This window comes from Martelella mangrovi (assembly GCF_040545495.1).
GTDB lineage: Bacteria > Pseudomonadota > Alphaproteobacteria > Rhizobiales > Rhizobiaceae > Martelella > Martelella mangrovi.
On record NZ_JBEPLY010000013.1, the window covers coordinates 72,708 to 93,924 of the forward strand.

Below are 21,217 nucleotides of genomic sequence, written 5' to 3' on the forward strand. Positions count from 1 at the left end.
GGGCGTATCCTTCGCAGTCTTCGGGCTGTGGAGGAGCCGTCGGGAGCGTGCAGAAAGGGCAAGTTTCATGCTCGGTTTCATTGTTCGGCGGCTGATCGCAATGGCATTGACGATCTGGGCGGTCTCGTTCGTCTCCTTCACCATTATCCAGCTGCCACCCGGCGACTATCTCACAAGTTATATGGCTGAACTGAGTGCCGCCGGTGACCGGATCGACCCGGCGACCATCGAGGCACTGCGCCGGCAATATGGTCTCGATGATCCCTTCATCATCCAGTATTTCAAGTGGATCGGCGGCGTGCTTCACGGCGATTTCGGCAACAGCTTCGAATGGAGCGCGCCGGTGACCGACCTGATCTGGGGCCGGCTCGGCAATTCCGTCCTCGTCGAAGGCCTTGCCATACTGGTGATGTGGCTCGTCGCCCTGCCGATCGGCATCTATGCGGCGGTGCGCAAATATTCGCTTGGCGATTATCTCGCCACCATCGGCGGCTTTATCGGGCTCGCCATCCCCAATTTTCTGTTTGCGCTGGTCCTGATGTATTTCTGGTACATCTATTTCGGCCAGACGCTCGGCGGTCTCTATTCACCGGACCTTCAGGGCACGCCGTGGGACCTCGAACGGATTCTCGATTTTCTGGCGCATGCCTGGGCGCCGGTCCTTGTCCTTTCAACTGCCGGAACCGCGCAGCTGATCCGCGTGATGCGCGCCAACCTGCTCGATGAACTGACCAAGCCCTATGTGACGACAGCCCGCTCCAAGGGCCTGCCGGAATGGCGCGCGATCCTCAAATATCCGGTGCGTGTCGCCCTCAACCCGCTGGTCTCGACCATCGGCTGGCTGCTGCCGACGCTGGTTTCAAGCTCGGTCGTAGTTTCCGTGGTGATGAACCTGCCGACCTCCGGCCCGCTGCTGTTGCGCTCGCTGACCACCCAGGACATGTATCTGGCCGGCGCCATCATCATGCTTCTCGGTGTTCTCACCGTCATCGGCACGCTGATCTCCGATCTGATCCTGGCCTGGATCGATCCCCGCATCCGTTATGGAGGGCGCTGAAATGGCCATGACCACGGACATGCCTGCCACCGCGGCAGACGAAAAATCCGCAAAACGCACGCTGACGGGACGGGAAACGCAGCTGAAGATGACCTGGCGCCGCTTCAAGCAGCACCAGCTCGCCTTCGTCTCGCTATGGATCGTCATTGCATTTTATCTCGTTGCGATCTTCGCCGAGTTTGTCGCACCCACCTCGCCGGGTGATTATAATCCGCGCTACACCTATGCGCCGCCTCAGGGCATCCATTTCATTGCCCGCGATGAGGACGGCGGCTGGCAGTTCGGCCCCTATGTGAACGGCTACAAGACCGAGATCGATCGGGAGGCGCTGCGTCGCGTGTTCACGATCGATCCCGAGGTGCGCCACCCGGTCGGCTTTTTCGTGCCGTCGGAGCCCTACCGGCTGATGGGCTTCATCCCCATGAGCCGCAAGCTCTTCGGCACGCTTGAGCCGCGTGCGCCCTTCTATGTGCTGGGCGCCGACAGGCTCGGTCGCGATCAGTTGAGCCGGCTGGTCTATGGTACGCGGGTTTCGCTTTCGATCGGCCTTGTCGGTGTGATCCTCAGCCTGTTCTTCGGCGTGATCATCGGCGGCTTTTCGGGCTATTACGGCGGCCTGTTCGACAGCGTGGTGCAGCGGGCGATCGAGTTTATCCGCTCGCTGCCGACCATCCCGCTATGGCTCGGCCTTGCCGCCGCCTTTCCGCAGGACTGGGGGCCGCTGCAGACCTATTTCGCCATCACCATCATCCTGTCGATGCTGGGCTGGACGGAACTCGCACGCGTGGTCCGGGGCCGGTTTCTGGCGCTGCGCACCGAGGATTTCGTCACCGCGGCGAAGCTTGACGGGGCATCGGATTACCGGGTGATCGTCAAGCATATGGTGCCCTCCTTCACCAGCCACATCATCGCGGCGACCACGCTCGCCATTCCGGGGATGATCCTGGCGGAGACGGCGCTCTCCTTCCTCGGCCTCGGCCTGCAGGCGCCGATCGTCAGCTGGGGAACGCTGCTGCAGGATGCCCAGAACATCCGCACGCTTGCCGGCGCGCCCTGGCTTTTGTCGCCGGGCGTCGTCGTCGTTGTCGCAATCCTTGCCATGAACTTTCTAGGAGACGGCCTTCGTGATGCCGCTGACCCCTATGGACGATAGTGCAGAACTGCTCAGAATGGAGAAAGTCAGCATCGTGTTCTCCTCGCCCGACGAAGCGGATATCGAAGCTGTCCGCCAGGTCGATTTCACCCTCACACGCGGCAAGACGCTGGCGCTCGTCGGCGAAAGCGGCTGCGGCAAGTCCGTCACCGCCCGCACGATCCTGCGCCTTCTCGACAGAAATGCGCGGATCGGCCATGGCCGCATCCTGTTTCAGGCCGAGGGCGGGCAACCGGTCGATATCGTGTCGCTGAGTTCCGACAGCCAGGCGATGCGCGCGATCCGGGGTAACCGCATTTCGATGATCTTTCAGGAACCGATGAGTTCCCTGTCTCCGGTGCATACGATCGGAGACCAGATCGACGAAATGATCATGATCCACGAAGGAATCGACCGGAAGGCCGTCCGCGCCCGCACCGTCGATCTGCTGGAACAGGTCGGTATTCCCGGTGCCCGTCAGCGCGCGGATGCCTATCCGTTCCAGCTTTCCGGTGGCCTGCGCCAGCGCGCCATGATCGCCATGGCGCTTGCCTGCAAGCCGGACCTGCTGATTGCGGACGAACCGACGACGGCGCTCGATGTGACGACCCAGGCGCAGATCCTCGATCTGCTGAGGGCGTTGCAGGATGAATACGGCATGGCGATGCTGTTCATCACCCATGATCTCGGTGTCGTGGCCGAAATCGCCGATGAAGTGGCAGTGATGTATCTTGGCGACGTCGTCGAACAGGGCAATGTCTTCGATGTCTTCCGGGCGCCGCAGCATCCCTATACGCAGGCGCTGATGAGCTCCATCCCGCGCATGGTCAGGCGCAGCGAGCGCAAACGTCTCACGCCGATCGAAGGCAATGTGCCGTCGCCACGCAACCGGCCGCAGGGGTGCGCCTTCACCTCGCGTTGCCCCCATGCCTTTGCCCCTTGCGCCGGGGAATACCCCGAACGCACGGCAACCGGCGCGGCACACTGGGCGCGCTGCCATCTGCTGACCCATGACGAGGCGCCTTCCGTCACCGGCCTGAAACAGCAACGCAAAACTGTTGAAAACGCACCCGCCAATCAGGGAGAACGAGCATGAGTGCGCTTCTCGAAGTCGAAAACCTCTCCAAGGTCTTCACGCTCAAGGCCGGCCTTTTCGGGGACGCCATTTCGCTCGCCGCGCTTTCCGATGTATCGCTGACGGTTGGACAGGGTGAGACACTGGCCATCGTTGGCGAAAGCGGCTGCGGCAAGACCACGCTCGGACGCTGCATCGTGCGCGCCGTCGATCCATCCGGCGGGCGGGTGACCTATCGCCCCGAAGAGAGCGACCCCGTCGAGCTCTCCAGACTTTCCAAACGGCAGTTGAAGACCTGGCGGCGCGATATCCGGATGATCTTTCAGGACCCGATGTCCTCTCTCAACCCTTATATGCGCGTGTTCGATCTGGTTGCCGAACCGTTGCGCATTCACAAAGCCGCCCGCGGCGCGGAGCTGGAACACCGGGTCGTTTCGACGCTGGAAAAGGTCGGCCTGCCGAAGGATGCGCTGCAGCGGTTTCCGCATGCCTTTTCCGGGGGCCAGCGCCAGAGGATCGGCATTGCCCGCGCGCTCGTGCTCGAACCGAAACTGGTGATCGCCGACGAGGCTGTTTCGGCGCTCGACGTTTCGATCCAGGCACAGATCCTCAACCTACTGGAAGACCTGAAGGCCGATTTCGGCCTGACCTACATCTTCATCAGTCACGATCTCGGCGTGGTGAACTATCTCGCCGACCGGGTGGTGGTGATGTATCTCGGCCATGTGGTGGAAACTGCGCCGACGGAAGCGCTGTTCGAACGTCCCCGTCATCCCTACACCGAAGTGCTGCTCGATGCCCTGCCGATTGCCGACCCGACCCGGCGCGCCAAACGGCATGACAAGGTCAAGGGTGAAATCCCCTTCCTCGGCGACCGGCTGGAAGGGTGTCCTTTCCACTCCCGCTGCAAATTCGCCGAAGACCGCTGCCGCAAGGAAAAACCGGCGCTGAGGCCGATCAATGGCGGCCCGAGCGAGGCCGCCTGTCATTTTGCCGAAACGATTGAACTCAATGGCGCCTTTGCGGGCAGCCCTGCCACAGGAACCTATGCCTAGATGACCTACGATCCCAACACCGCCAACCCGCTCTCAGGCAATCCGCTCAAGACGCGGGGCGATATCGAAACAGCGCTTCACGGCCTGTTCAACCCGCTGCTGCCGTTTTTCTCCGAAGGCCACGCCCGTGTCAGGCTGAGTGGCAGTGCCGCCCATTTCGACCGCATTGCCGCCGACGTCGAGGGGTTCGCCCGCCCGCTCTGGGGGGTAACGCCTTATGCCGCCGGTGGCGGTTCCTTCGATTACTGGGATTATTTCCGCGAAGGCATTGCCAACGGCATGGACCCCGACCACCCGGAATTTTGGGGTACGGTCGAGCGCACCGACCAGCGCATGGTTGAAATGGCCGCGATCGGCTTCACGCTGCGCATGGTTCCCGAAAAGGTCTGGGACCCGCTGCCGGGCAAGGCCAAGGACAATATCGCGACCTATCTCAAGAATCTTCGTCGTTTTCCCTATGCGGACAACAACTGGAAATTCTTCCGCATTCTCGTGGATATGGGATTGGAGCGGGTCGGTGTCGATTTCGACCGGACGCTGACGGAGCAATATCTGGAAGAACTCGACGGGTTTTATCTGGGCGATGGATGGTACCGCGACGGCAATGTCCGCCGGATCGATCACTACATTCCCTTCGCGATGCATTTCTACGGGCTGATCTACACAAAGCTCGCCGCACCCGGTGACGCGCGGGCAGACGCCTATCGCGAGCGCGCGGCGCTTTTTGCGAAAGACATTCAGCACTGGTTCGATGACGATGGCGGGGCGCTAGCCTTTGGCCGCAGCCTCACCTATCGTTTCGCCTGCGGCGGGTTCTGGGGCGCACTTGCCTTTGCCGATGTCGAGGCGCTGCCCTGGGCCGAGATCAAGGGCCATTTCATGCGGCATCTTAGGTGGTGGTCCCGCCACCCCATTGCCGATCGCGACGGCGTGCTGTCGGTCGGTTACGGCTATCCCAACCTGTTCATGAGCGAGAGTTACAATTCAGCAGGCTCCCCCTACTGGGCGCTGAAAGCCTTTCTGCCGCTGGCGCTTGGCGCGGATCATCCGTTCTGGCAGGCGGAGGAGGCGCCCCCCGATTTCGGCAGTGCCCCCGTCCCCCTGAAACATCCCGGCATGGTCATGAACCATCAGAAGGGCAATGTCGTCGCGCTGTCTTCCGGTCAGCAGAACCACCATATGCGGCACGGTGCGGAGAAATATGCCAAATTCGTCTATTCCTCGCGCTACGCCTTTTCGGTTGAGGTTGACGAGCGCGGCTATCGGCGCGGCACCTTTGATGGCATGCTGGCGCTTTCCGATGACATGCGTCATTATCGTGTCCGCGAGGACAATGAAATCGCTCAGATCGCCGGCGACAAGCTGTTCGCCTGCTGGAAACCGTGGGAGGACGTGACGGTGGAGACCTGGCTGGTTCCGGCCGGAGACTGGCATTTGCGGATACACCGCATCGAAACGCCGCGTCGACTTCACACAACCGAGGGCGGTTTTGCCATCGCACGCGCCGATCTCGACGCCGATTTCTGCCAGGAGGAAGCCGGTTTTGCGCTTGCGCAATCGGATACGGACCGAAGCCAGATCCGGGATCTGTCGCCGAAAGTCAGGCGCGAAGGCCGGGCACAGAAGGCTCTGCCAAATACCAATCTGATTGTCGCAAAGACCATCGTGCCCCAACTTCTGGGGGAAATTCCGGCGGGCACGACCGTACTGGCAACCGCAGTTTCGGTGACGCAGGAAGGCATAGATCCGGGCAATGTACCGATAATGCCGGATATCGCCGAACTTGAGATGCTGTTTCAACGCGACGGCGTGACGGTCAGCGCCATCGATATCGCGGAGAGAACCTGATGCGCCCGCGCCTGAGCTTCGCCATGGCGGCTGCAACGACGTTGCACGTCTTTGATGAGCGCCTTTACAACCGGCTCTCTGCCTGCTGCGAGATCCTATCACAAACCCCGATGGAGGATTTCACGACGCCTCAGGCTCGCGCGCAACTGGCGGTGACCGATATTCTGGTCACCGGATGGGGTGCTCCTTTTGTCGGAGCGAATGTGTTGCCCCTTGCACCCCGATTGCGCCTGATTGCGCATGCCGCAGGAACGGTGAAACACACGATCGACGAGGCGGTTTACGCAGCCGGCATCACCGTGACCAATGCGGCGGCGGCCAATGCCGTGCCGGTGGCAGAATATACGCTCGCGGCAATCATTTTCGCCAACAAGCGGCTATTCGAACTGCGCGATATCTACCGTAAGGACTGCGACAGGCGCGCGACCTGGGCGCTGATGAACACGCCGATCGGAAATTATCGCCGTACGGTCGGATTGATCGGCGCATCGCGCATCGGCCGCAAGGTGGCAAAGCTGCTTGAAGTGCTCGACGTTGAGGTATTGCTCTACGATCCGTATGTCACGGCCGACGACCCCGTTACTGCGCAGGCGAAACTCGTCGATCTTCAGACATTGCTGCGGGAATCGGATACGATTTCGCTGCATGCACCGGCGCTGCCGGCAACGCGACACATGATCGGCGCGGAACAGTTTGCACTGATGCGCGACGGCGCCACTTTCATCAACACCGCCCGTGGCATGCTCGTCGATCACGATGCCATGGTCGATGAGCTGGCGACGGGTCGGATCAATGCTATCATTGATGTCACCAGCCCGGAAGTTCTTGACCCCGGCTCGCCGCTCTATACCCTGCCCAATGTTTTTCTCACGCCGCATGCCGCAGGCGCTGGCGGGCTTGAACGGCTGCGGCTGGGAGAAATGGCGGTGGAGGAGATCGAACGATTCGTTTCCGGCCGGCCGCTTGAACACGCAATCGATCCCCACCTACTGGAGCGACTGGCATGAGCCTGGCCCTCAAAGACGATGATGACGAGAAACGCCTGCACGAAGCACGGCTGCAGTTTCTGACATGGGAGCGCACGCCGGCGGATATCGATGCGCCTGCCCACCGCGCACGCTGCGCCGACCTTGCGAAAAATGCCGGCGCCGAGATCGATGCGACGGCCTATATCGCGGAGAAGGCGGCGGTCTTTACCGACAGGCTTTTACTTGGGGCGACATCCTATATTGCCGGCTATGCCGTCGTGCGCGGCGACATCACCATCGGCGCGGACTGCACGGTCAATGCCTATGCCTGCCTGGCCGGCACGGTTTCCTGCGGCGATCATGTGCGGATCGCCTCGCACGCGCAGATCATGGGCTTCAACCACGGCTATGAAGACCCCGATATCCCGATCTCGCGGCAGCCGCATGAAAGCCGGGGCATCATTATCGAGGACGATGTCTGGATCGGTGCGAATGTGGTGGTGCTCGACGGTGTGCGGATCGGCCGGGGCGCGGTGATCGCCGCCGGCGCAACCGTCACCCGCGATATTCCGCCTTACATGATCGCCGCCGGCGTGCCTGCCAAGCCGATCCGCAGGCGCGGCGAAAAGCGCGCGGATGCAACTGCGGATATCGATAGCGCCCTTGAGGCAGTCGGCAACAAAGTGAAGGCCGAGTGGCGCGCGATCCTGGCGCAAAATATGCGCGATGGCGTTTATGTCTCGCGCGAAGCCGACGGCGCCCTCCGCCCCAGCATGCGCCATCTGTGCGATGCAATCGAGATTGCCGCGGGCCTCGATGAAAGGCCGGAGGAGCTCGATATCGCTGCGGCTATCGAGACGCTGAAGGCGGTTCAGGACCCCCAAACAGGTCTTTTCCCCGATCCCGGCCAGCCACCGAAGCCCGACCGGCCGCAACGCGAAGACGGTCTCGCCTTATATAATGTTCTCTCGGTCGGTTACGCTCTGGAAGTGCTCGGCAGCCGCCCGGATCATCCCGTCAGCGCTGTCGAACTTGATGCACCGGACCTCTGCGCCTGGCTGGAAGGCCTGCCCTGGCGAGACAATGCCTGGGGTGCAGGGGCAGCCGTCGATGCGATCGGAACCGCGCTTTATTTCAATGCGCGTTACTTCTCGACCGGCCGGGCGCGTGAAATCCTGTTCGGCTGGCTTGCGCTTCATGTCGACAGGGCAACCGGGCTTTGGGGTTCGCCGCGCGCGGCGGACGGACTGCTGCAACCGGTCAACGGCTTTTACCGCCTGACACGGGGCACCTATGTGCAGTTCGGCCTGCCGGTGCCCAACCCCGAGGCGGCGATCAATTCGGTGCTCGCCAACTATCGCAATCACGACGGATTTTCAGGCGCAACCTACACCGCCTGCAATCTGCTCGATACCATCCACCCGCTGCTCATATGCCTGGCCCAGACGGATCACCGCCGCGCAGAGGCGGAGGCGATTGCCCGCGCGATCATCACGCGCGCGCCGTCGCGCTGGCAGGAGGGCGCGGGTTTCGCCTTCGCCGACGGACAGGAGCCGGGGCTTCAGGGCACGGAAATGTGGCTGTCGGTCATTCATCTGGCAGCAAAGCTGCTGAAACGGCAGGATGCGCTTTGCTATGTGCCAAAGGGCGTTCACCGCACCGAGGCCGTCGGCCTCGGACTTTAAGCCGCAATCAACGGGGAGAGGACAATTATGGCCAGGCGAAAGGCGCTTGTGGTTTACGGCGGCATGGAGCTTCACACGCCCAGACAAGGGGCGGAAACCGTTCGTCATATCCTGGAGGAACATGATTTTGCAGTCGAGGTGACCGACGACTATGACGCGCTCGGCGCTGCGGATGTCGGCGACAATGCGCTCGTGGTGCCGGTGATCACCGATGGCGCGCTTGAAAAGGACAGGATGGCCAATCTGATCGCAGCGGTGCAGGCGGGAACCGGTCTTGCCGGTTATCACATGGGGCTTGCGACCAGCTTCCGCTCAAGCGTGCCGTTCCGCTATGCCGCAAGCTGCTACTGGGTGTCCCATCCCGGCAATATCATCACTTACACGGTCGACGTCACCCGCCCGGACCACCCGATCATGGCGGGCATAGAGAGCTTCGAACACACATCGGAACAATATTATCTGAATTACGATCCGGCAGTCGAAGTGCTGGCGACCACGACATTTTCCGGCGAATTCCACCCCTGGCGCAAGGATGTCGTCATGCCGGTGGTGTTCACCACGACACATGGCCAAGGCAGGGTGTTTTACTCCTCGCTCGGCCACACGGCCGACGAGCTCGACCTTCCCGAAGTGCGCACCATATTAACCCGTGGCCTGCTCTGGGCGGCCCGGGCGCTGTAACCGCGCCCGGCAAAACGCCCAAACGCATGCCGGCGTCCCTGACCGGTTGCGAGCGAGGCCGACACCCTCAGAGCGTTTCAGGCTGAAATGAACAAGGAAAAATGGTGATCCCGACGCGATTCGAACGCGTGACCCTCAGATTAGGAAGAAAACTGGGTAGATTGATTTATTTGACTAAAATGGCAACGTGCCGCATCCATGTTGCATCTACCCAGATGGGGTCGTCCCCCACAAGTGGCCCGTAAAGCTTTCACTATCAGTGATATCTAGCACCTGCCGTTCTTCGTGCCGCCGACCGAACCATCCCCGGTAGCGCACGATGACTGGAAGCTCGGCCCCATACTTCCAAAAGCCTTTGTCTTCTGGTCGGCCCGAAGCATATTGAGTCTTTTGCGTCGTGCCAAAAGAACAAGAGACATGGGAGCCGTTATGTATGATCCGAATGACGGTTTCGTCGTCAAAGCAGGTTAACCAAAGTCGCCTATCTTCTGACGGCGCATAACTGAGCGCTTCTTCAAGCGCCTTTCGGCTTTCAACACATATCGACACGTTTTTGGCCGGTATTGTGCCCGAGTTGAGAATAACAAGTTCATGCGCGATGAAGTCTACACTGGCATGCTTCGTGCGAACCATCGCCGTAACAATCGGTCGAAAAGACCGCTTCCACGCATGAACAGAATGCACGAACGCTGCAATGGATATGGCCAGCGCCAATGTGGCTACAACATCCGCTATCGTCATTTCCCCTCCTGCCAGCTACGCCAATAACGCCCTTTCAGCCGCCGCAAGTTCGTCAGCATCGTCACCGCGCGGGAAAAGGTGGCCATATCGGTCCATGGTCATTGCGATGGTCGAATGCCCCATTCGCTCCTGGACCACTTTTGCCGGTAGTGCGAGGCCGCCGTCTTCCTGCCGATTGATACACCATGAAGCGTAGAAGTGCCTCAGAGCATGCATGCCGGGATATTTGGCGGCGAGGATTGCTTTCCCCTCCCCGTCAACTTCGCCAATATCTATCGTGATCCCGGCCGCGATCTGGATCGGCTGAAGGCCGCGCCGAACGATATTGTTCAAGCCCTCGATATTACCTGCACCATTCGGAAACACGAGCTCTTGTTCCAGAACGCGGTTGCCATTGTGATCGAATTCGCCTGTGTCGCGCTTCGGGCAGATTAACTTCCATTCCCGGAGCGCATTGATAACCATGGGCGGGGTTGGAACCGACCGCTCGCTGGTTCCAGATTTCGGTGGACCGATCTCGTTGAAACGGTCGGCGCGCTGCCGCACATGGATTTCGCGGCGGTCAAGATCGACGTCCTGCCAGCGTAGGCCGCGCAGCTCGGATGCACGCAAGCCGGTGAAGATCGCAGTCAGCAGCAGTGGCCGCCATCGGCCGTGCAAAGCCGCAACAAGCGCTTTGACCTCCTCGCGCGAGGGAATGTCCTCGCCGACCTTAAGTCTGCCTTTCTGACGGACTGTCTGGCGTTTCTCATTGGTCCGGCGACGGCCTTTGAGATCGCGCACAACGTTGCGTCCAACGAGACCCCTCTCCTGAGCATCTGCCAGCAGCGAACCGAGACTCACAAGTACCTTGCGCACCATTTGTGGCGAGCGTTCAGCCGCGCGGAGTTCGTCTTCAAATGCACGGATGGTTGGCACATTGAGCCCAGAGAGCTTTAGCTCACCTATAAAGGGGGTGATATGCCGGTCAAGATGACATCGGTAGTTGGCAACCGTAGTGCGCTCAAGGCCAGCGGCTTCCGCGCTAGCTATCCAGAACCTTCCAGCCTGGCTAACCGTTGCACTGGCACTATCCGCAACATGAATCCCGTCACGCACTTCAGTTGAGGCTCTAAGCGCAAATTGATCAGCTTGCTTCTTGAGCCGGAATGTCTTTTGGCGACGCTTGCCTTGGTTATCAACATAGTCAACAACCCAAGACGATCTCTCTTCTTTCTTGCTATTATTCCATGTGCGCTTTCGAACAGACATAAAACATCTCTACAAGGCTATTTTTACGTTATCCATATCGGAGTCAGTGAACCTAACCAAGAAAACAACATCGCCGTTATGTTCTTCTTCGACCACTCGGAAGTTGGCACCAGACGCAGCAGCAGCTTTGTTCGCTTCCGCAATGACTTCCCTGCGACCTGAATTGTCGTCTTGCGCAGCAAATTTTGGAACCCATGCTTCAAAGAATTCGCCGATTGTCATGTGATCAGGATAGTAGTCCTCAAGCGTAGCGACGATCTCCCCGTTCATGGAACGTTCATTCCTTGCCGAGGCCGCCGCAATTCGGTCTCGCAAGGGTTCTGGCAGCCGTAACGTGATCCGAACTTCATTCTCATCAGCCATTCAACGCACCCTTCTATTCAATACGGATGATCAATAGCACTATTTTGACACCATGTCTTGACACCAATTTGGTGCGACACTAATTTGGTGTCGTTAATTCTAATGGAGTGTTAAGCGATGCAAAGCGGATCAAACGCAGCCATGGACCTGATTTGGGGAGCCAGCAAGATCGCAAAGATAATTGGCCGATCACCGCAGCAAACATTTTTCATGCTTCAAAAGGGAGAGTTGCCAGCAAAAAAAGTCGGCAACCGCTGGGTGGCTCGTCGCAGTGACCTTGAGCACTTCTTCAGTGAAGCTGCTGCGTGACTAGCACAAAACGGCTCGGAAGAGGCGGCAACCTCTCCGAGCCATGGTTCAAATTTCCCGCTAGGAAGTAAATATGAACGGAAACACCGATAGCATGGCTTCGGGTGGAGAGACAATTGCCTCAACACCCGGCGTTTCGACCTCGGCACGGAGCGCAGGTGGCAGCACAAAGGCCTTTACGCGTGACGACTACATCAATCTGAATGACGAACTCTGCTCCGTTCGCGATCTTATGAGGGTCATCGAGCTTGCTGCCGGCATGGTAAGCGACATTCAGGCAGGGTCAATCAGCCGGGTGACTGATATTGCCATCGAGCGCCTTGATCAGGCTTTGGACAGGCTTGAGAAATTTGAGCCGGTGCCCAACGTCATCAGGAAGGAAATGGCCTGATGACTTCATCAGCAAAGACACATTCTGGAGCCGCTTCTGCGGCTCCATTCGTTTTGTATGTCATCGCAGCGCTCGGACAGTCGATTTCACAGCACTATCGCAATGTTGGAGAAGGCTATGAGCGGCGATGAATATACGCGCCTGCGCATGGCCTGGCTTGATCAGGTCTTTAGCGATGAAGCTTTGAGCAAGAGCGTTGCGACGAATGTCGCCTTCTTCATTTCACAGCATTTCAACCGCAAGCGTTTTGGCGACAGCGGGGTTCTCAACGCGTGGCCAAGCTACGCGACATTGGCCGGACGCGTCGGATGCTCTGAAAAAAGCGTTCAGCGAGCGGTCAGCCTTTTGCGGAACCGCGGGCACATCAAGACAAGGCATTATGGCGGCGGTCACGTTTCACTGCAGTATTTCGCGATTGTATCATCACGCAGCATAAAAAAGACAAAGGATACAATAACATATGGAGAGGGTGGACACGAGAGTCCACCCTTGACGGATAGCGATGGTTTGAAGGCTTCTGGGGTGGACACTGGTGTCCCTCAGGGAGGACATGAGCGTCCTTCTGGGGTGGACGTATGTGTCCCCCAAACCTCTTTGAATAAATCTTTGAATGAAATCTATGATATAGGCACTCAGACGGAAAACGAACCGACACCGCAAACGCTGCACCCAGCCGACCGGCAGAAGGCTCGGGAGGAAGGGAGCGAGCTGGACGTTCAGCGCATCACACCTGCGGCAGCGGCCGTTGCTGTGCTGTCTGTCCTGATCAAGGGACCGGGACCGTTGCCACCACCACCGCCAATCGTTCGAAGAGATCCACGACCAGAATGGCTGATGGATCATCAGGCGCAGCATGGCTGGCCGAACGTCTACGATAACCTCGGCAACCCCGAACGCTGGGCAGATACTTTCGATGATCTGGCTTATGAGATGGAGCCTGTTGCGGCATCGGAAGACAACCGCCTATGGCGTCAATGGTCGGCGGTTTATCGCAATAAAGGTTGGCCGCTGCCGCCTGCGCAAGGTCAACTGGTTCACTTCCCCGATTGCGGCCCGAAAGGCTTTGACCGCTTTCTTGCGCGCCTCAAGGCCGCGTTGAACGAACAGGCTATCGGTGAAGCGAGCAACGTGCGCAGGATAACATCGAGATGACCGACGGTAGCGAAACCATGAGAGTTTGCTTGATACCGCAACGAGCGGCTGGGTCGGGTGATTTTGCAGGCAGTTTCTCGAAGATTCTGAACGTCGACGAAACCGCGAAGCTGAGGGCCGGGGGTGGTCTTAAACTTTTGGCCGTTTTGCGGGACCGGCGCGGGTAGGTTTGCGCGTGATTTTTCCTAATTAGAGAGAAAATATGTTTTAAAACAAATAGTTGATATGATTGGGACCACTTTGTTGCGATGTTTCTTCTTAATTCTCGATTTTTTTCATGCAATGCGTGGGCATCGGTGACATTCGTTTGTATGTGTTTGGAGTAATTGGAAGTCTATTTAAGCTATTGAAAATAAACGATATATTTAAAATATCGCGCGTTTATTTTATTCTCCCGGCCTATGAAGATATGGCCATTTTCCAAAACCGAACAGAAATCCCTTTCCGAACCGACTGAGGCAGAGCTTGCGCTGTTTACCGGCAGCACGGGGTCCGGCTCTGGCGTTTCGCTTGCGGTGGCGTTGACGGTTCCTGCCGTTCAAAGCGCCATCCGCCTGATTTCCGAAGCCTGCGCAACGCTCGATATCCGGGTGGAACGGCGCGAGGGTACGATATGGACGCCGGATGCCACGCACCCGGTCTCGAAACTTCTGGCCGACCGGCCGAATGACTGGACCTCAACCTTCGAGCTGATCCGCGATCTTGTCGCAACGGCCCTGACCCATGACCGGGGCGCGGTGGCCTGGATCAATCGTGTCGGCGGTGAAGTCCGCGAGATTATCCGTTACGAGCCGTCGCATGTGACGGTGGATTTTTCCACCGATGGCCGCAGCGAGCCGCGCTTTCGCATCAACAACCGCCCGGAAGATGCCGGCAACGTGATCTACCTGCGCGGCCCGTTCGGCCGGTCGTGCCTGTCTCTGGCAGCCGACGCTATCGGCACGGCGAAGGACATGGAAACCCATGCCCGCAAGCTGTTTCGCAATGGCGCGCGCCCGTCCGGTGTGATCGAAATGGCAAAGGGGCTGGGGGACGAAGGCCTCAAGAAAATGTCCGTCGCTTGGCGCAAGGCGCATGAGGGCACGGACAATTCCGGCCGCACGGCGATCCTCTGGGATGGTGCGACCTTCCGCCCGATCACCTTCAATTCCACCGATGCGCAGTTTCTGGAAAACCGCAAATTCCAGATCCTCGAAATCGCCCGTGGTTTTCGTGTGCCGCCGTCGATGATCTACGACCTTGAGCGGGCTACATGGTCAAACTCCGAGCAGATGGGCAAGGAATTCCTGTCCTATACGCTGGAGCCTTGGCTGCGCGCCCTTGAGGGCGCTTTCCGCGTGGCGCTGTTCACGGCTGACGAACGCGCCGACTATCGCCTTGTCTTCGACCGTGACGACCTGACCCGCGCGGACCTGACACACCGAGCCACGGCGATTTCCTCGCTGATTGCTTCGCGCGTTCTCAACGCCAATGAAGGCCGCCACTGGCTGGACCTGCCGCCTTACGAGGGCGGCGAAGCCTTTTCCAACCCGCATATCAACACCGATGCCGACACTGAGGCTGCCAAGCCTGAAGCGACCGGCAAGGGAGACGTTTGAACCATGGAACGCTTCTTCATCGAAACCAAACTGGCTGTCCCCGACGACAGCGGCGCAATCGAGGGGCTGGCATGGCCCTTCGGTGCGCCTGATCGCGTTGGCGACGTGATCGAGAAAGGCGCGTTTGCTGGCATCTCCCTGCCGCTGCCGATGCTGTTTGCCCATGACCACGGCGATCCGGTCGGCACATGGACGGACGCCTTCGAAGAGGCCGACGGGCTGAAGGTCAAGGGTTCGCTTCTGGTGAACGATCTCACCCGCGCCCGCGAAGTCCATGCACTGGTGAAGGCCGGCGCGGTGCGCGGGCTTTCGGTCGGCTTTGTCACCCGCAAGGCAGCGCCCCGCAAAGGCGGCGGCCGCACCATCACCGCGCTTGAGCTGATTGAGGTCAGCCTTGTGACGGTTCCCATGCATCCCGGCGCACATGTTGCAAGCGCCAAACACGCCATCCGGGCTTTGTCTCTGGCCGAAGCCCTCAACCGCGCTACGGCGCATCTCAAAAGGTAAGCAAATGAAACACCTTCACATGCAAGCGCTGAACGGTTCGGCGCAGATCATCACCAAAACCGGCGGAGAGGACGATCCGGCCGGTATCGTCAACAAGGCGCTGGAAGACCTCACCCGCACGGTGGACGAACGCCTGAAGGCCGTCGAGGCAAAGGCCGGTTCCGACAAGCTCGAAGACCGGCTGAAGGCGCTTGAGACCAAAGCCAACCGCCCCGATGGCGGCTTTGGCGGTTCCGGCCATGACGATATCAGCGAAGAGCGCAAGGCCTTTGCCGCCTATCTCACCCGTGGCGATGCCATGCCCTCGGAAGAGCGCAAGGCGCTGACGGTTTCCTCCGATCCCGGCGGCGGCTATCTGGCCCCGGCCGAAATGGCCAATGAGTTCATCCGCGATCTTTACGAGTTCTCGCCGGTTCGCTCCGTTGCCACCGTGTCTTCGACCGGCGGGGCTTCGGTGATCTATCCGAAGCGCACCGGCATCACCAATGCCACATGGGGCGGCGAGACCCAGGAACAGCAGGAATCACAGCCGGGCTTCGGACAGGCGGAAATCCCGGTGAAAGAGCTGAAGACTTATGTCGATGTCTCCAACCAGCTTCTGGCCGACAGCGCCGGACAGGCTGAGGCGGAAGTCAATCTGGCCTTGTCGGAAGACTTTGGCGTCAAGGAAGGGGCGGCATTCGTCAACGGCAATGGCGTGCTTCAGCCCGAAGGCTTCATGACCAATGCCGATATCCGGCCGCTTGCCAATGGCCATGCCGCCAATATCGACCCGGCCGCACTGATTGCGCTTCTCTATTCGCTGCCTGCGACCTATCGCAATCGCGGCGTATGGGCGATGAATGGCACCACGCTTGGCCGTCTGCGCACGCTGAAGGATGGTGACGGCCGCTTTCTCTGGCAATCCAGCTATCAGGAAGGCCAGCCGGAAACACTGCTGGGTCGTCCCGTTGTCGAGATGACCGACATGCCCGGCATCGAGGAAAACGCCTTTCCGATCATCTATGGCGACTTCTCGGCCTATCGCATCGTCGACCGCATCGGCCTGTCCGTCCTCGTCAATCCCTACCTGCTGGCAACCTCCGGCCTGACCCGCATTCACGCCACAAGGCGCGTGGGCGGCAAGGTTCTGCAGGCGGCCCGCTTCCGCAAGCTGAAGATGGCCACGAAGTAAGCCAAACACCGAAAGGACATTCCCATGCGCGATCTCGCAAACAACATTGCCGTTCGCACGGCCCTGACACCCGGCATTGCAACCGCCACGCAAGACGGCCCGGTCATCGACCTTCAGGGCTTTGACAGTGCGGCCGTGATCATTGGCACCGGCGGCGTTGAAGGCGATGGCGATTTTACTGCCACGCTGGAAGAAAGCGACGACGGCGAAGACTTCAGCGCCGTTGCTGCCGATCAGCTCGACAGCAACACGCCGGAAAGCCTTGAAGCCGATAGCATGACCAGCATCGGCTATCGCGGCTACAGGCGCTTCCTGCGGCTTCACCTGGCGAAGAACAGTGGCACCTCGATCGCTGTTGCCGCCATTCTCATTCTCGGCAGCGCATCGACGCGGCCGGTTCACTAACGGGGGGTTCTTTGACGGCGACGCGGCCCGCCGAACAACGAAAAGTCACCTGCCACCCCCGGCGCTGCTCGTTTCCTGGCGTTGACGTACGGTTCAAGGTGACACGGCCGCACTTCATTCATCCACCACCCGGAGAGACAGACATGCCGAAGAAAGGTGCGCGCGTTTGCGGCTATTGCGGAAAGCTTCATGACAGCGGCATGCGCTGTGAGCGCGTTGCCAAGCAGAACCGGGACCGCAAGGCCCGGTTCGATGCCAAGCGGCCATCCGCACGGCAGCGCGGCTATACCGCCGAATGGCAGCGGGAAAGCAAGGCGTATCTGGCAGCGCATCCCGTCTGCGTCCGCTGTGGTTCACCGGCCGCCCTTGTCGATCATATCCGCCCGCACAAGGGCAATCACGATCTCTTCTGGGACAAGGCAAACTGGCAGCCGCTTTGTACGCCCTGCCACAACAGCGCCAAACAGGCGGAAGAACGGCGGATGCGGAAGGCTCAGCGATGACTTCTGTTGAGCGGCGGCTTGAAGGCAGCGATCAGTTCGCGTTCCAGATCGAGGTAGGGTCTGATCGGGCCGATCACCGAATTGATCTGAGGCGGCTGGTGAACGAGGGCAACCACCGGCCCCTTATTGGCATAGTCCACCCAGGCTTTCGCTTCCCATTCGGGCGTTGGGCTCTTCAGGCCTGCCAGACTGCGGTTGATGTGGTTCGGGTATTGTCGAAGCCTGCTGCTGACAGGGGACTTGGTGGTCCCAAACCGCAAAATCTGGCCGGTATGGCTCTGCCAAACATAGAGAACCTGTTCCAGCTTTGCCGCCTCAGGATCGTTCACCTCGAACGTCATGCGGCCGGACGCATCCACCGTCATCTGCGCAACCTGCCTGAACTGTGTCCAGTCAATCTCCATAGAACACCTCTTAAATCCGCTCCCTCAGAAAGGAAAGGCGATGGCTATCGTGAGCCTTGAACAGGCAAAGCTTCACCTGCGTGTCGATTTTGACGATGACGACGCGCTGATCGAAAACCAGCTGATTGCAGCCCAGAACCATATTGAACGGCTTCTGGGCTTTCGCATTGAAAAGACCTTTGGGAATGAGGGCGAGGGCCAAGACCCGATCCCGGCCTCTTTGCAACAGGCCGTGCTGATGCTGACCGGCCATTGGTACGCCAACCGCGATGCCGTGCTGATCGATGCCAGCCCGCGCTATGTGCCGCTTGGCGTGCGCGAGATCGTCAACGAATACCGCAACTGGAGCTTTTGACCATGGGCACAACACGCGGCCCGAAAGCTGCACCCCATGCGCTGGAAGACGCCTTCACCGAAGCCCCGCCCATGCCCGCGAGCCTGCCGGAGGCCATGACCGGCGAATGGGATACGGTGGTGAGCGATCTCACCGAACGGGAAATCCTGAACGAAGCCATGTTGGGCACAGTGGAAACCTATATCCGCGCCAAGTGGAACGAACGGCAGGCACAGAAGGCCATAGACGAGCATGGGGCGGTGGTGCGGGCATCCGACGGCAGTTTGAAGCAAAACCCCGCCAGCAGCCTTCTCGGCAAGTCTCAGGCGGTCATTGTCCGGCTATCGGCCGAACTTGGCCTGACACCGGCCTCCCGCGCCCGCTCCGGCATGAAACAGGAAAAGGATGATGACAGTGACCAGTTCGGCCTCTTCAGTTTCTGATGCTTACCCTGACTGGATCTATGACGGTTCCGAGATCCCCGATCCGTTCGGCTATGGCGAAAGGGCGGTGCAGTTCCTGCGCATGCTCCGACACCCGAAGTCACGGCTTCCCGGCCATGCCTTCGACCTGACCGAATGGCAGGAGCGGATTGTCCGGCGCATCTATGGCCCGTGCGATGCCAATGGCCGCCGGACGGTGCGCAATGTCGCGATGCTTCTGCCGCGCGGTAACCGCAAGACCTCGCTGGGCGCAGCCCTTGGCCTTCTCCATACCATCGGCCCGGAAGCCGTGCCCGGTGGCGAGGCGATCTTTGCCGCATCCGACCGCAAGCAGGCGCGTATCGCCTATGATGAAGCCATCGGCATTGTCCGGGCGATCCCGAAGGCGGAAAGCCGCCTGAAGCTCACCGACAGCAAGAACCGGCTGACAGCGCCGCGCAGCAATGCCTTTCTGGAAGCGATTTCTGCCGATGCAGGCACGCAACACGGCCGCACGCCGATGTTTGCCCTCGTGGACGAGCTGCATGCGTGGAAGAAACGGGAACTATGGGACGTGGTGCGCACGGGGCTTACGAAAGTGCCAGGATCGCTTTTGATGGTGATCTCGACGGCCGGACGCGGCAGCGAGAATGTTGCCGCCGACTTTTACGACTATGCCCGCAAGGTCGCCCGTGGTGAGATCGATGATCCCGGCACGCTTCCGATCCTGTTTGAAACCCCGCGCGATGCCGACTGGCGCGATGAAGCACACTGGTACCGGGCCAACCCCGGCCTTGCCGATGGCTTCCCCGATATCGATGGATTGCGCCAGCTTGCCCGCGAGGCACAGGAGCGCCCCGGTGAACGCGAGGCCTTCCGCCAGCTTCATCTCAATGTCTGGCTGGATCACTCCGCCGACCCGTTTGTCGATATGCTGATCTATGATGAAGGCAGCTTCCCCGTCGATCCAGACGAGATGGAAGATCAACCGTGCTGGATCGGCGTTGATCTCTCAGCGGTCAGCGACCTGACCGCCGTGGTGGCCGCATGGCGCAATGGCGACGGCTACATCGTCCATCCATGGTTCTTCTGCCCGGAGGACAATCTGCGCGGCCGTGCCGACCGTGACGGCGTTCCCTATCCCGAATGGGCCGAACAGGGCCATATCATTCCGACACCCGGCGAGGTGATCGATTACCGGATTGTCGAGGATCACATTCGCGAGCTTTGCGCCCGTTTCGATGTGCACGAAATCGCCTTCGACCCGCACATGGCCCGCAATATGCTGAACAACCTACAGGAAGACGGCTTCCCCGCCGTTGAAATGCGCCAAGGCTGGGTGACCATGGCACCGGCGATCAAGGAACTCGAACGCGCCATTCTCGGCCGTCGCCTCGTCCATGGCGGGCATCCGGTGCTACGCTGGAATTTTGAAAACATCGCCATTCACACCGATGCAGCGGGCAACAAGGCCTTCCACAAGGGCAAGAGCAAGGACCGCATTGACGGCGCGGTCGCCGCTGCCATGGCCATCAGCCGTGCCGCTGCCGGGGAAAGCAGCCTGTCCGTTTATGACAGCGACGAATGGTCGGAGGAGATGGCGTATTTTTGAGAGAGTCGCACAACGGGAAAAGACGGGTTAGCATCAGCATAGCAATCCTCAGCGCAGTGGTTGATATCCAAAGTTAAAAGTCCAGCGGCACGGAAACGTGCGAGGCTGTTGCAAAAGATGTTCAAACCCGGTCAATAAAGTGTGACAGGCTATTTTTCGCCACGCGCGGCGGAGCGCTCGCTCCAGCTACTTGAAGGCGGCAGGCCCCAAGTTCCGCGCGGTGCTAATGAAATGCAAGGAATGCGACACATCGTCCAGGCCGAGCAAGTCTCATAGCCGCTTCTTTCAGCACTTTGCGCGTGACCTATCTCGGGCCGAAAACTCTTAGAATCTCAAGCCAGTGAGGCCCCCACTTGCTGCCGCTGCAGAACCGCGCTTATGCCGGCAAAGACGAATTCCTATTTCTTGCCTCGAGCGCTCCATCAAGGCGGACTTTGAGAGGCCGAGGCGGAAACAGAAGTGGGAGCAGATGCAGCTGGGTAGGTCTCACACCCATTGGAACGAGCGACAGAACCAATACCATCCAGCAGCGGCGCTTTTCGACAAGCTG

General features: G+C 59.6%; 23 protein-coding genes. 19 read left to right on the plus strand and 4 right to left on the minus strand.

The genetic code is table 11. From position 1 onward, the window contains the following. Positions 1 to 67 precede the first annotated feature (67 nt). Genes ABID12_RS16675 through ABID12_RS16710 form a run of 8 tightly spaced genes read left to right on the plus strand, consistent with a single transcriptional unit; the run spans position 68 to position 9,501 of the window. Entirely contained in the window at positions 68 to 1,057 is a 990-nt protein-coding gene (locus ABID12_RS16675) for an ABC transporter permease (RefSeq protein ID WP_354435208.1), read from the plus strand. A gap of 19 nt (positions 1,058 to 1,076) precedes the next feature. Next, positions 1,077 to 2,210: an ABC transporter permease gene (locus ABID12_RS16680; RefSeq protein WP_354435318.1), complete on the plus strand. Its 1,134-nt coding sequence runs from the start codon at positions 1,077 to 1,079 to the stop codon at positions 2,208 to 2,210. After that, positions 2,200 to 3,285, plus strand: a complete 1,086-nt coding sequence (locus tag ABID12_RS16685; protein WP_435528253.1) for an ABC transporter ATP-binding protein — start codon at positions 2,200 to 2,202, stop codon at positions 3,283 to 3,285. Before ABID12_RS16680 ends, ABID12_RS16685 begins: the two co-directional genes overlap by 11 nt. After that, entirely contained in the window at positions 3,282 to 4,319 is a 1,038-nt protein-coding gene (locus ABID12_RS16690) for an ABC transporter ATP-binding protein (RefSeq protein ID WP_354435211.1), read from the plus strand. Before ABID12_RS16685 ends, ABID12_RS16690 begins: the two co-directional genes overlap by 4 nt. After that, complete coding sequence (locus tag ABID12_RS16695) at positions 4,320 to 6,167, plus strand: DUF2264 domain-containing protein (RefSeq protein WP_354435212.1); 1,848 nt, start codon at positions 4,320 to 4,322, stop codon at positions 6,165 to 6,167. After that, positions 6,164 to 7,174 (plus strand): hydroxyacid dehydrogenase, encoded by a 1,011-nt coding sequence (locus ABID12_RS16700; RefSeq protein ID WP_435528254.1) that lies wholly within the window; start codon positions 6,164 to 6,166, stop codon positions 7,172 to 7,174. The genes ABID12_RS16695 and ABID12_RS16700 overlap by 4 nt, the downstream gene beginning before the upstream one ends. Further along, entirely contained in the window at positions 7,171 to 8,820 is a 1,650-nt protein-coding gene (locus ABID12_RS16705; RefSeq protein WP_354435216.1) for an acyltransferase, read from the plus strand. The genes ABID12_RS16700 and ABID12_RS16705 overlap by 4 nt, the downstream gene beginning before the upstream one ends. Positions 8,821 to 8,847: 27 nt before the next feature. Beyond that, on the plus strand, positions 8,848 to 9,501 hold the full coding sequence (locus ABID12_RS16710; RefSeq protein ID WP_354435218.1) for a ThuA domain-containing protein: 654 nt from the start codon (positions 8,848 to 8,850) through the stop codon (positions 9,499 to 9,501). Positions 9,502 to 9,708: 207 nt separating this feature from the next. Here ABID12_RS16710 and ABID12_RS16715 read toward each other — a convergent pair whose 3' ends face one another. The 3 genes from ABID12_RS16715 to ABID12_RS16725 are packed head-to-tail and all read right to left on the minus strand — an operon-like array spanning position 9,709 to position 11,856. Further along, positions 9,709 to 10,242: a DUF8453 domain-containing protein gene (locus tag ABID12_RS16715; protein ID WP_354435219.1), complete on the minus strand. Its 534-nt coding sequence runs from the start codon at positions 10,240 to 10,242 to the stop codon at positions 9,709 to 9,711. 15 nt (positions 10,243 to 10,257) lie between these two features. Then, positions 10,258 to 11,493 (minus strand): tyrosine-type recombinase/integrase, encoded by a 1,236-nt coding sequence (locus ABID12_RS16720; protein WP_354435221.1) that lies wholly within the window; start codon positions 11,491 to 11,493, stop codon positions 10,258 to 10,260. Positions 11,494 to 11,502: 9 nt separating this feature from the next. Next, positions 11,503 to 11,856 carry an Arc family DNA-binding protein gene (locus ABID12_RS16725; RefSeq protein WP_354435222.1) on the minus strand — a complete coding sequence of 118 codons (354 nt, stop codon included), beginning with the start codon at positions 11,854 to 11,856 and terminating at the stop codon, positions 11,503 to 11,505. A 141-nt stretch (positions 11,857 to 11,997) separates the two neighbouring features. On the opposite strand from ABID12_RS16725, the gene ABID12_RS16730 reads away from it, so the two are divergent. The 8 genes from ABID12_RS16730 to ABID12_RS16765 all read left to right on the plus strand — a co-directional run bounded on the left by ABID12_RS16730 (position 11,998) and on the right by ABID12_RS16765 (position 17,895). Further along, the gene (locus tag ABID12_RS16730) at positions 11,998 to 12,165 is read left to right on the plus strand and encodes a helix-turn-helix domain-containing protein (protein WP_354435224.1); all 168 of its coding nucleotides are present in this window, start codon (positions 11,998 to 12,000) and stop codon (positions 12,163 to 12,165) included. 73 nt (positions 12,166 to 12,238) lie between these two features. After that, positions 12,239 to 12,556, plus strand: a complete 318-nt coding sequence (locus ABID12_RS16735; protein ID WP_354435226.1) for a hypothetical protein — start codon at positions 12,239 to 12,241, stop codon at positions 12,554 to 12,556. 117 nt (positions 12,557 to 12,673) lie between these two features. Next, a complete protein-coding gene (locus ABID12_RS16740) occupies positions 12,674 to 13,708 on the plus strand; it encodes a helix-turn-helix domain-containing protein (protein WP_354435227.1) in 1,035 nt (344 codons plus the stop codon). A 401-nt stretch (positions 13,709 to 14,109) separates the two neighbouring features. Beyond that, the gene (locus tag ABID12_RS16745) at positions 14,110 to 15,306 is read left to right on the plus strand and encodes a phage portal protein (protein WP_354435229.1); all 1,197 of its coding nucleotides are present in this window, start codon (positions 14,110 to 14,112) and stop codon (positions 15,304 to 15,306) included. A gap of 3 nt (positions 15,307 to 15,309) precedes the next feature. After that, a complete protein-coding gene (locus tag ABID12_RS16750; protein ID WP_354435230.1) occupies positions 15,310 to 15,813 on the plus strand; it encodes an HK97 family phage prohead protease in 504 nt (167 codons plus the stop codon). A gap of 4 nt (positions 15,814 to 15,817) precedes the next feature. Then, positions 15,818 to 16,987 (plus strand): phage major capsid protein, encoded by a 1,170-nt coding sequence (locus tag ABID12_RS16755; protein ID WP_354435232.1) that lies wholly within the window; start codon positions 15,818 to 15,820, stop codon positions 16,985 to 16,987. A gap of 24 nt (positions 16,988 to 17,011) precedes the next feature. Then, positions 17,012 to 17,392: a hypothetical protein gene (locus ABID12_RS16760; RefSeq protein ID WP_354435234.1), complete on the plus strand. Its 381-nt coding sequence runs from the start codon at positions 17,012 to 17,014 to the stop codon at positions 17,390 to 17,392. 143 nt (positions 17,393 to 17,535) lie between these two features. Beyond that, positions 17,536 to 17,895, plus strand: a complete 360-nt coding sequence (locus ABID12_RS16765) for an HNH endonuclease signature motif containing protein (protein ID WP_354435236.1) — start codon at positions 17,536 to 17,538, stop codon at positions 17,893 to 17,895. Here ABID12_RS16765 and ABID12_RS16770 read toward each other — a convergent pair. Beyond that, on the minus strand, positions 17,886 to 18,299 hold the full coding sequence (locus tag ABID12_RS16770; protein WP_354435237.1) for a hypothetical protein: 414 nt from the start codon (positions 18,297 to 18,299) through the stop codon (positions 17,886 to 17,888). The genes ABID12_RS16765 and ABID12_RS16770 overlap by 10 nt on opposite strands. A 40-nt stretch (positions 18,300 to 18,339) precedes the next feature. Here ABID12_RS16770 and ABID12_RS16775 point away from each other — a divergent pair, with 40 nt between their 5' ends. The 3 genes from ABID12_RS16775 to ABID12_RS16785 are packed head-to-tail and all read left to right on the plus strand — an operon-like array spanning position 18,340 to position 20,667. Beyond that, complete coding sequence (locus ABID12_RS16775; protein WP_354435239.1) at positions 18,340 to 18,654, plus strand: head-tail connector protein; 315 nt, start codon at positions 18,340 to 18,342, stop codon at positions 18,652 to 18,654. Positions 18,655 to 18,656: 2 nt separating this feature from the next. Then, positions 18,657 to 19,076: a phage terminase small subunit P27 family gene (locus ABID12_RS16780; RefSeq protein ID WP_354435240.1), complete on the plus strand. Its 420-nt coding sequence runs from the start codon at positions 18,657 to 18,659 to the stop codon at positions 19,074 to 19,076. After that, positions 19,042 to 20,667 carry a terminase large subunit gene (locus tag ABID12_RS16785; RefSeq protein WP_354435242.1) on the plus strand — a complete coding sequence of 542 codons (1,626 nt, stop codon included), beginning with the start codon at positions 19,042 to 19,044 and terminating at the stop codon, positions 20,665 to 20,667. Before ABID12_RS16780 ends, ABID12_RS16785 begins: the two co-directional genes overlap by 35 nt. Positions 20,668 to 21,217: the final 550 nt, after the last annotated feature.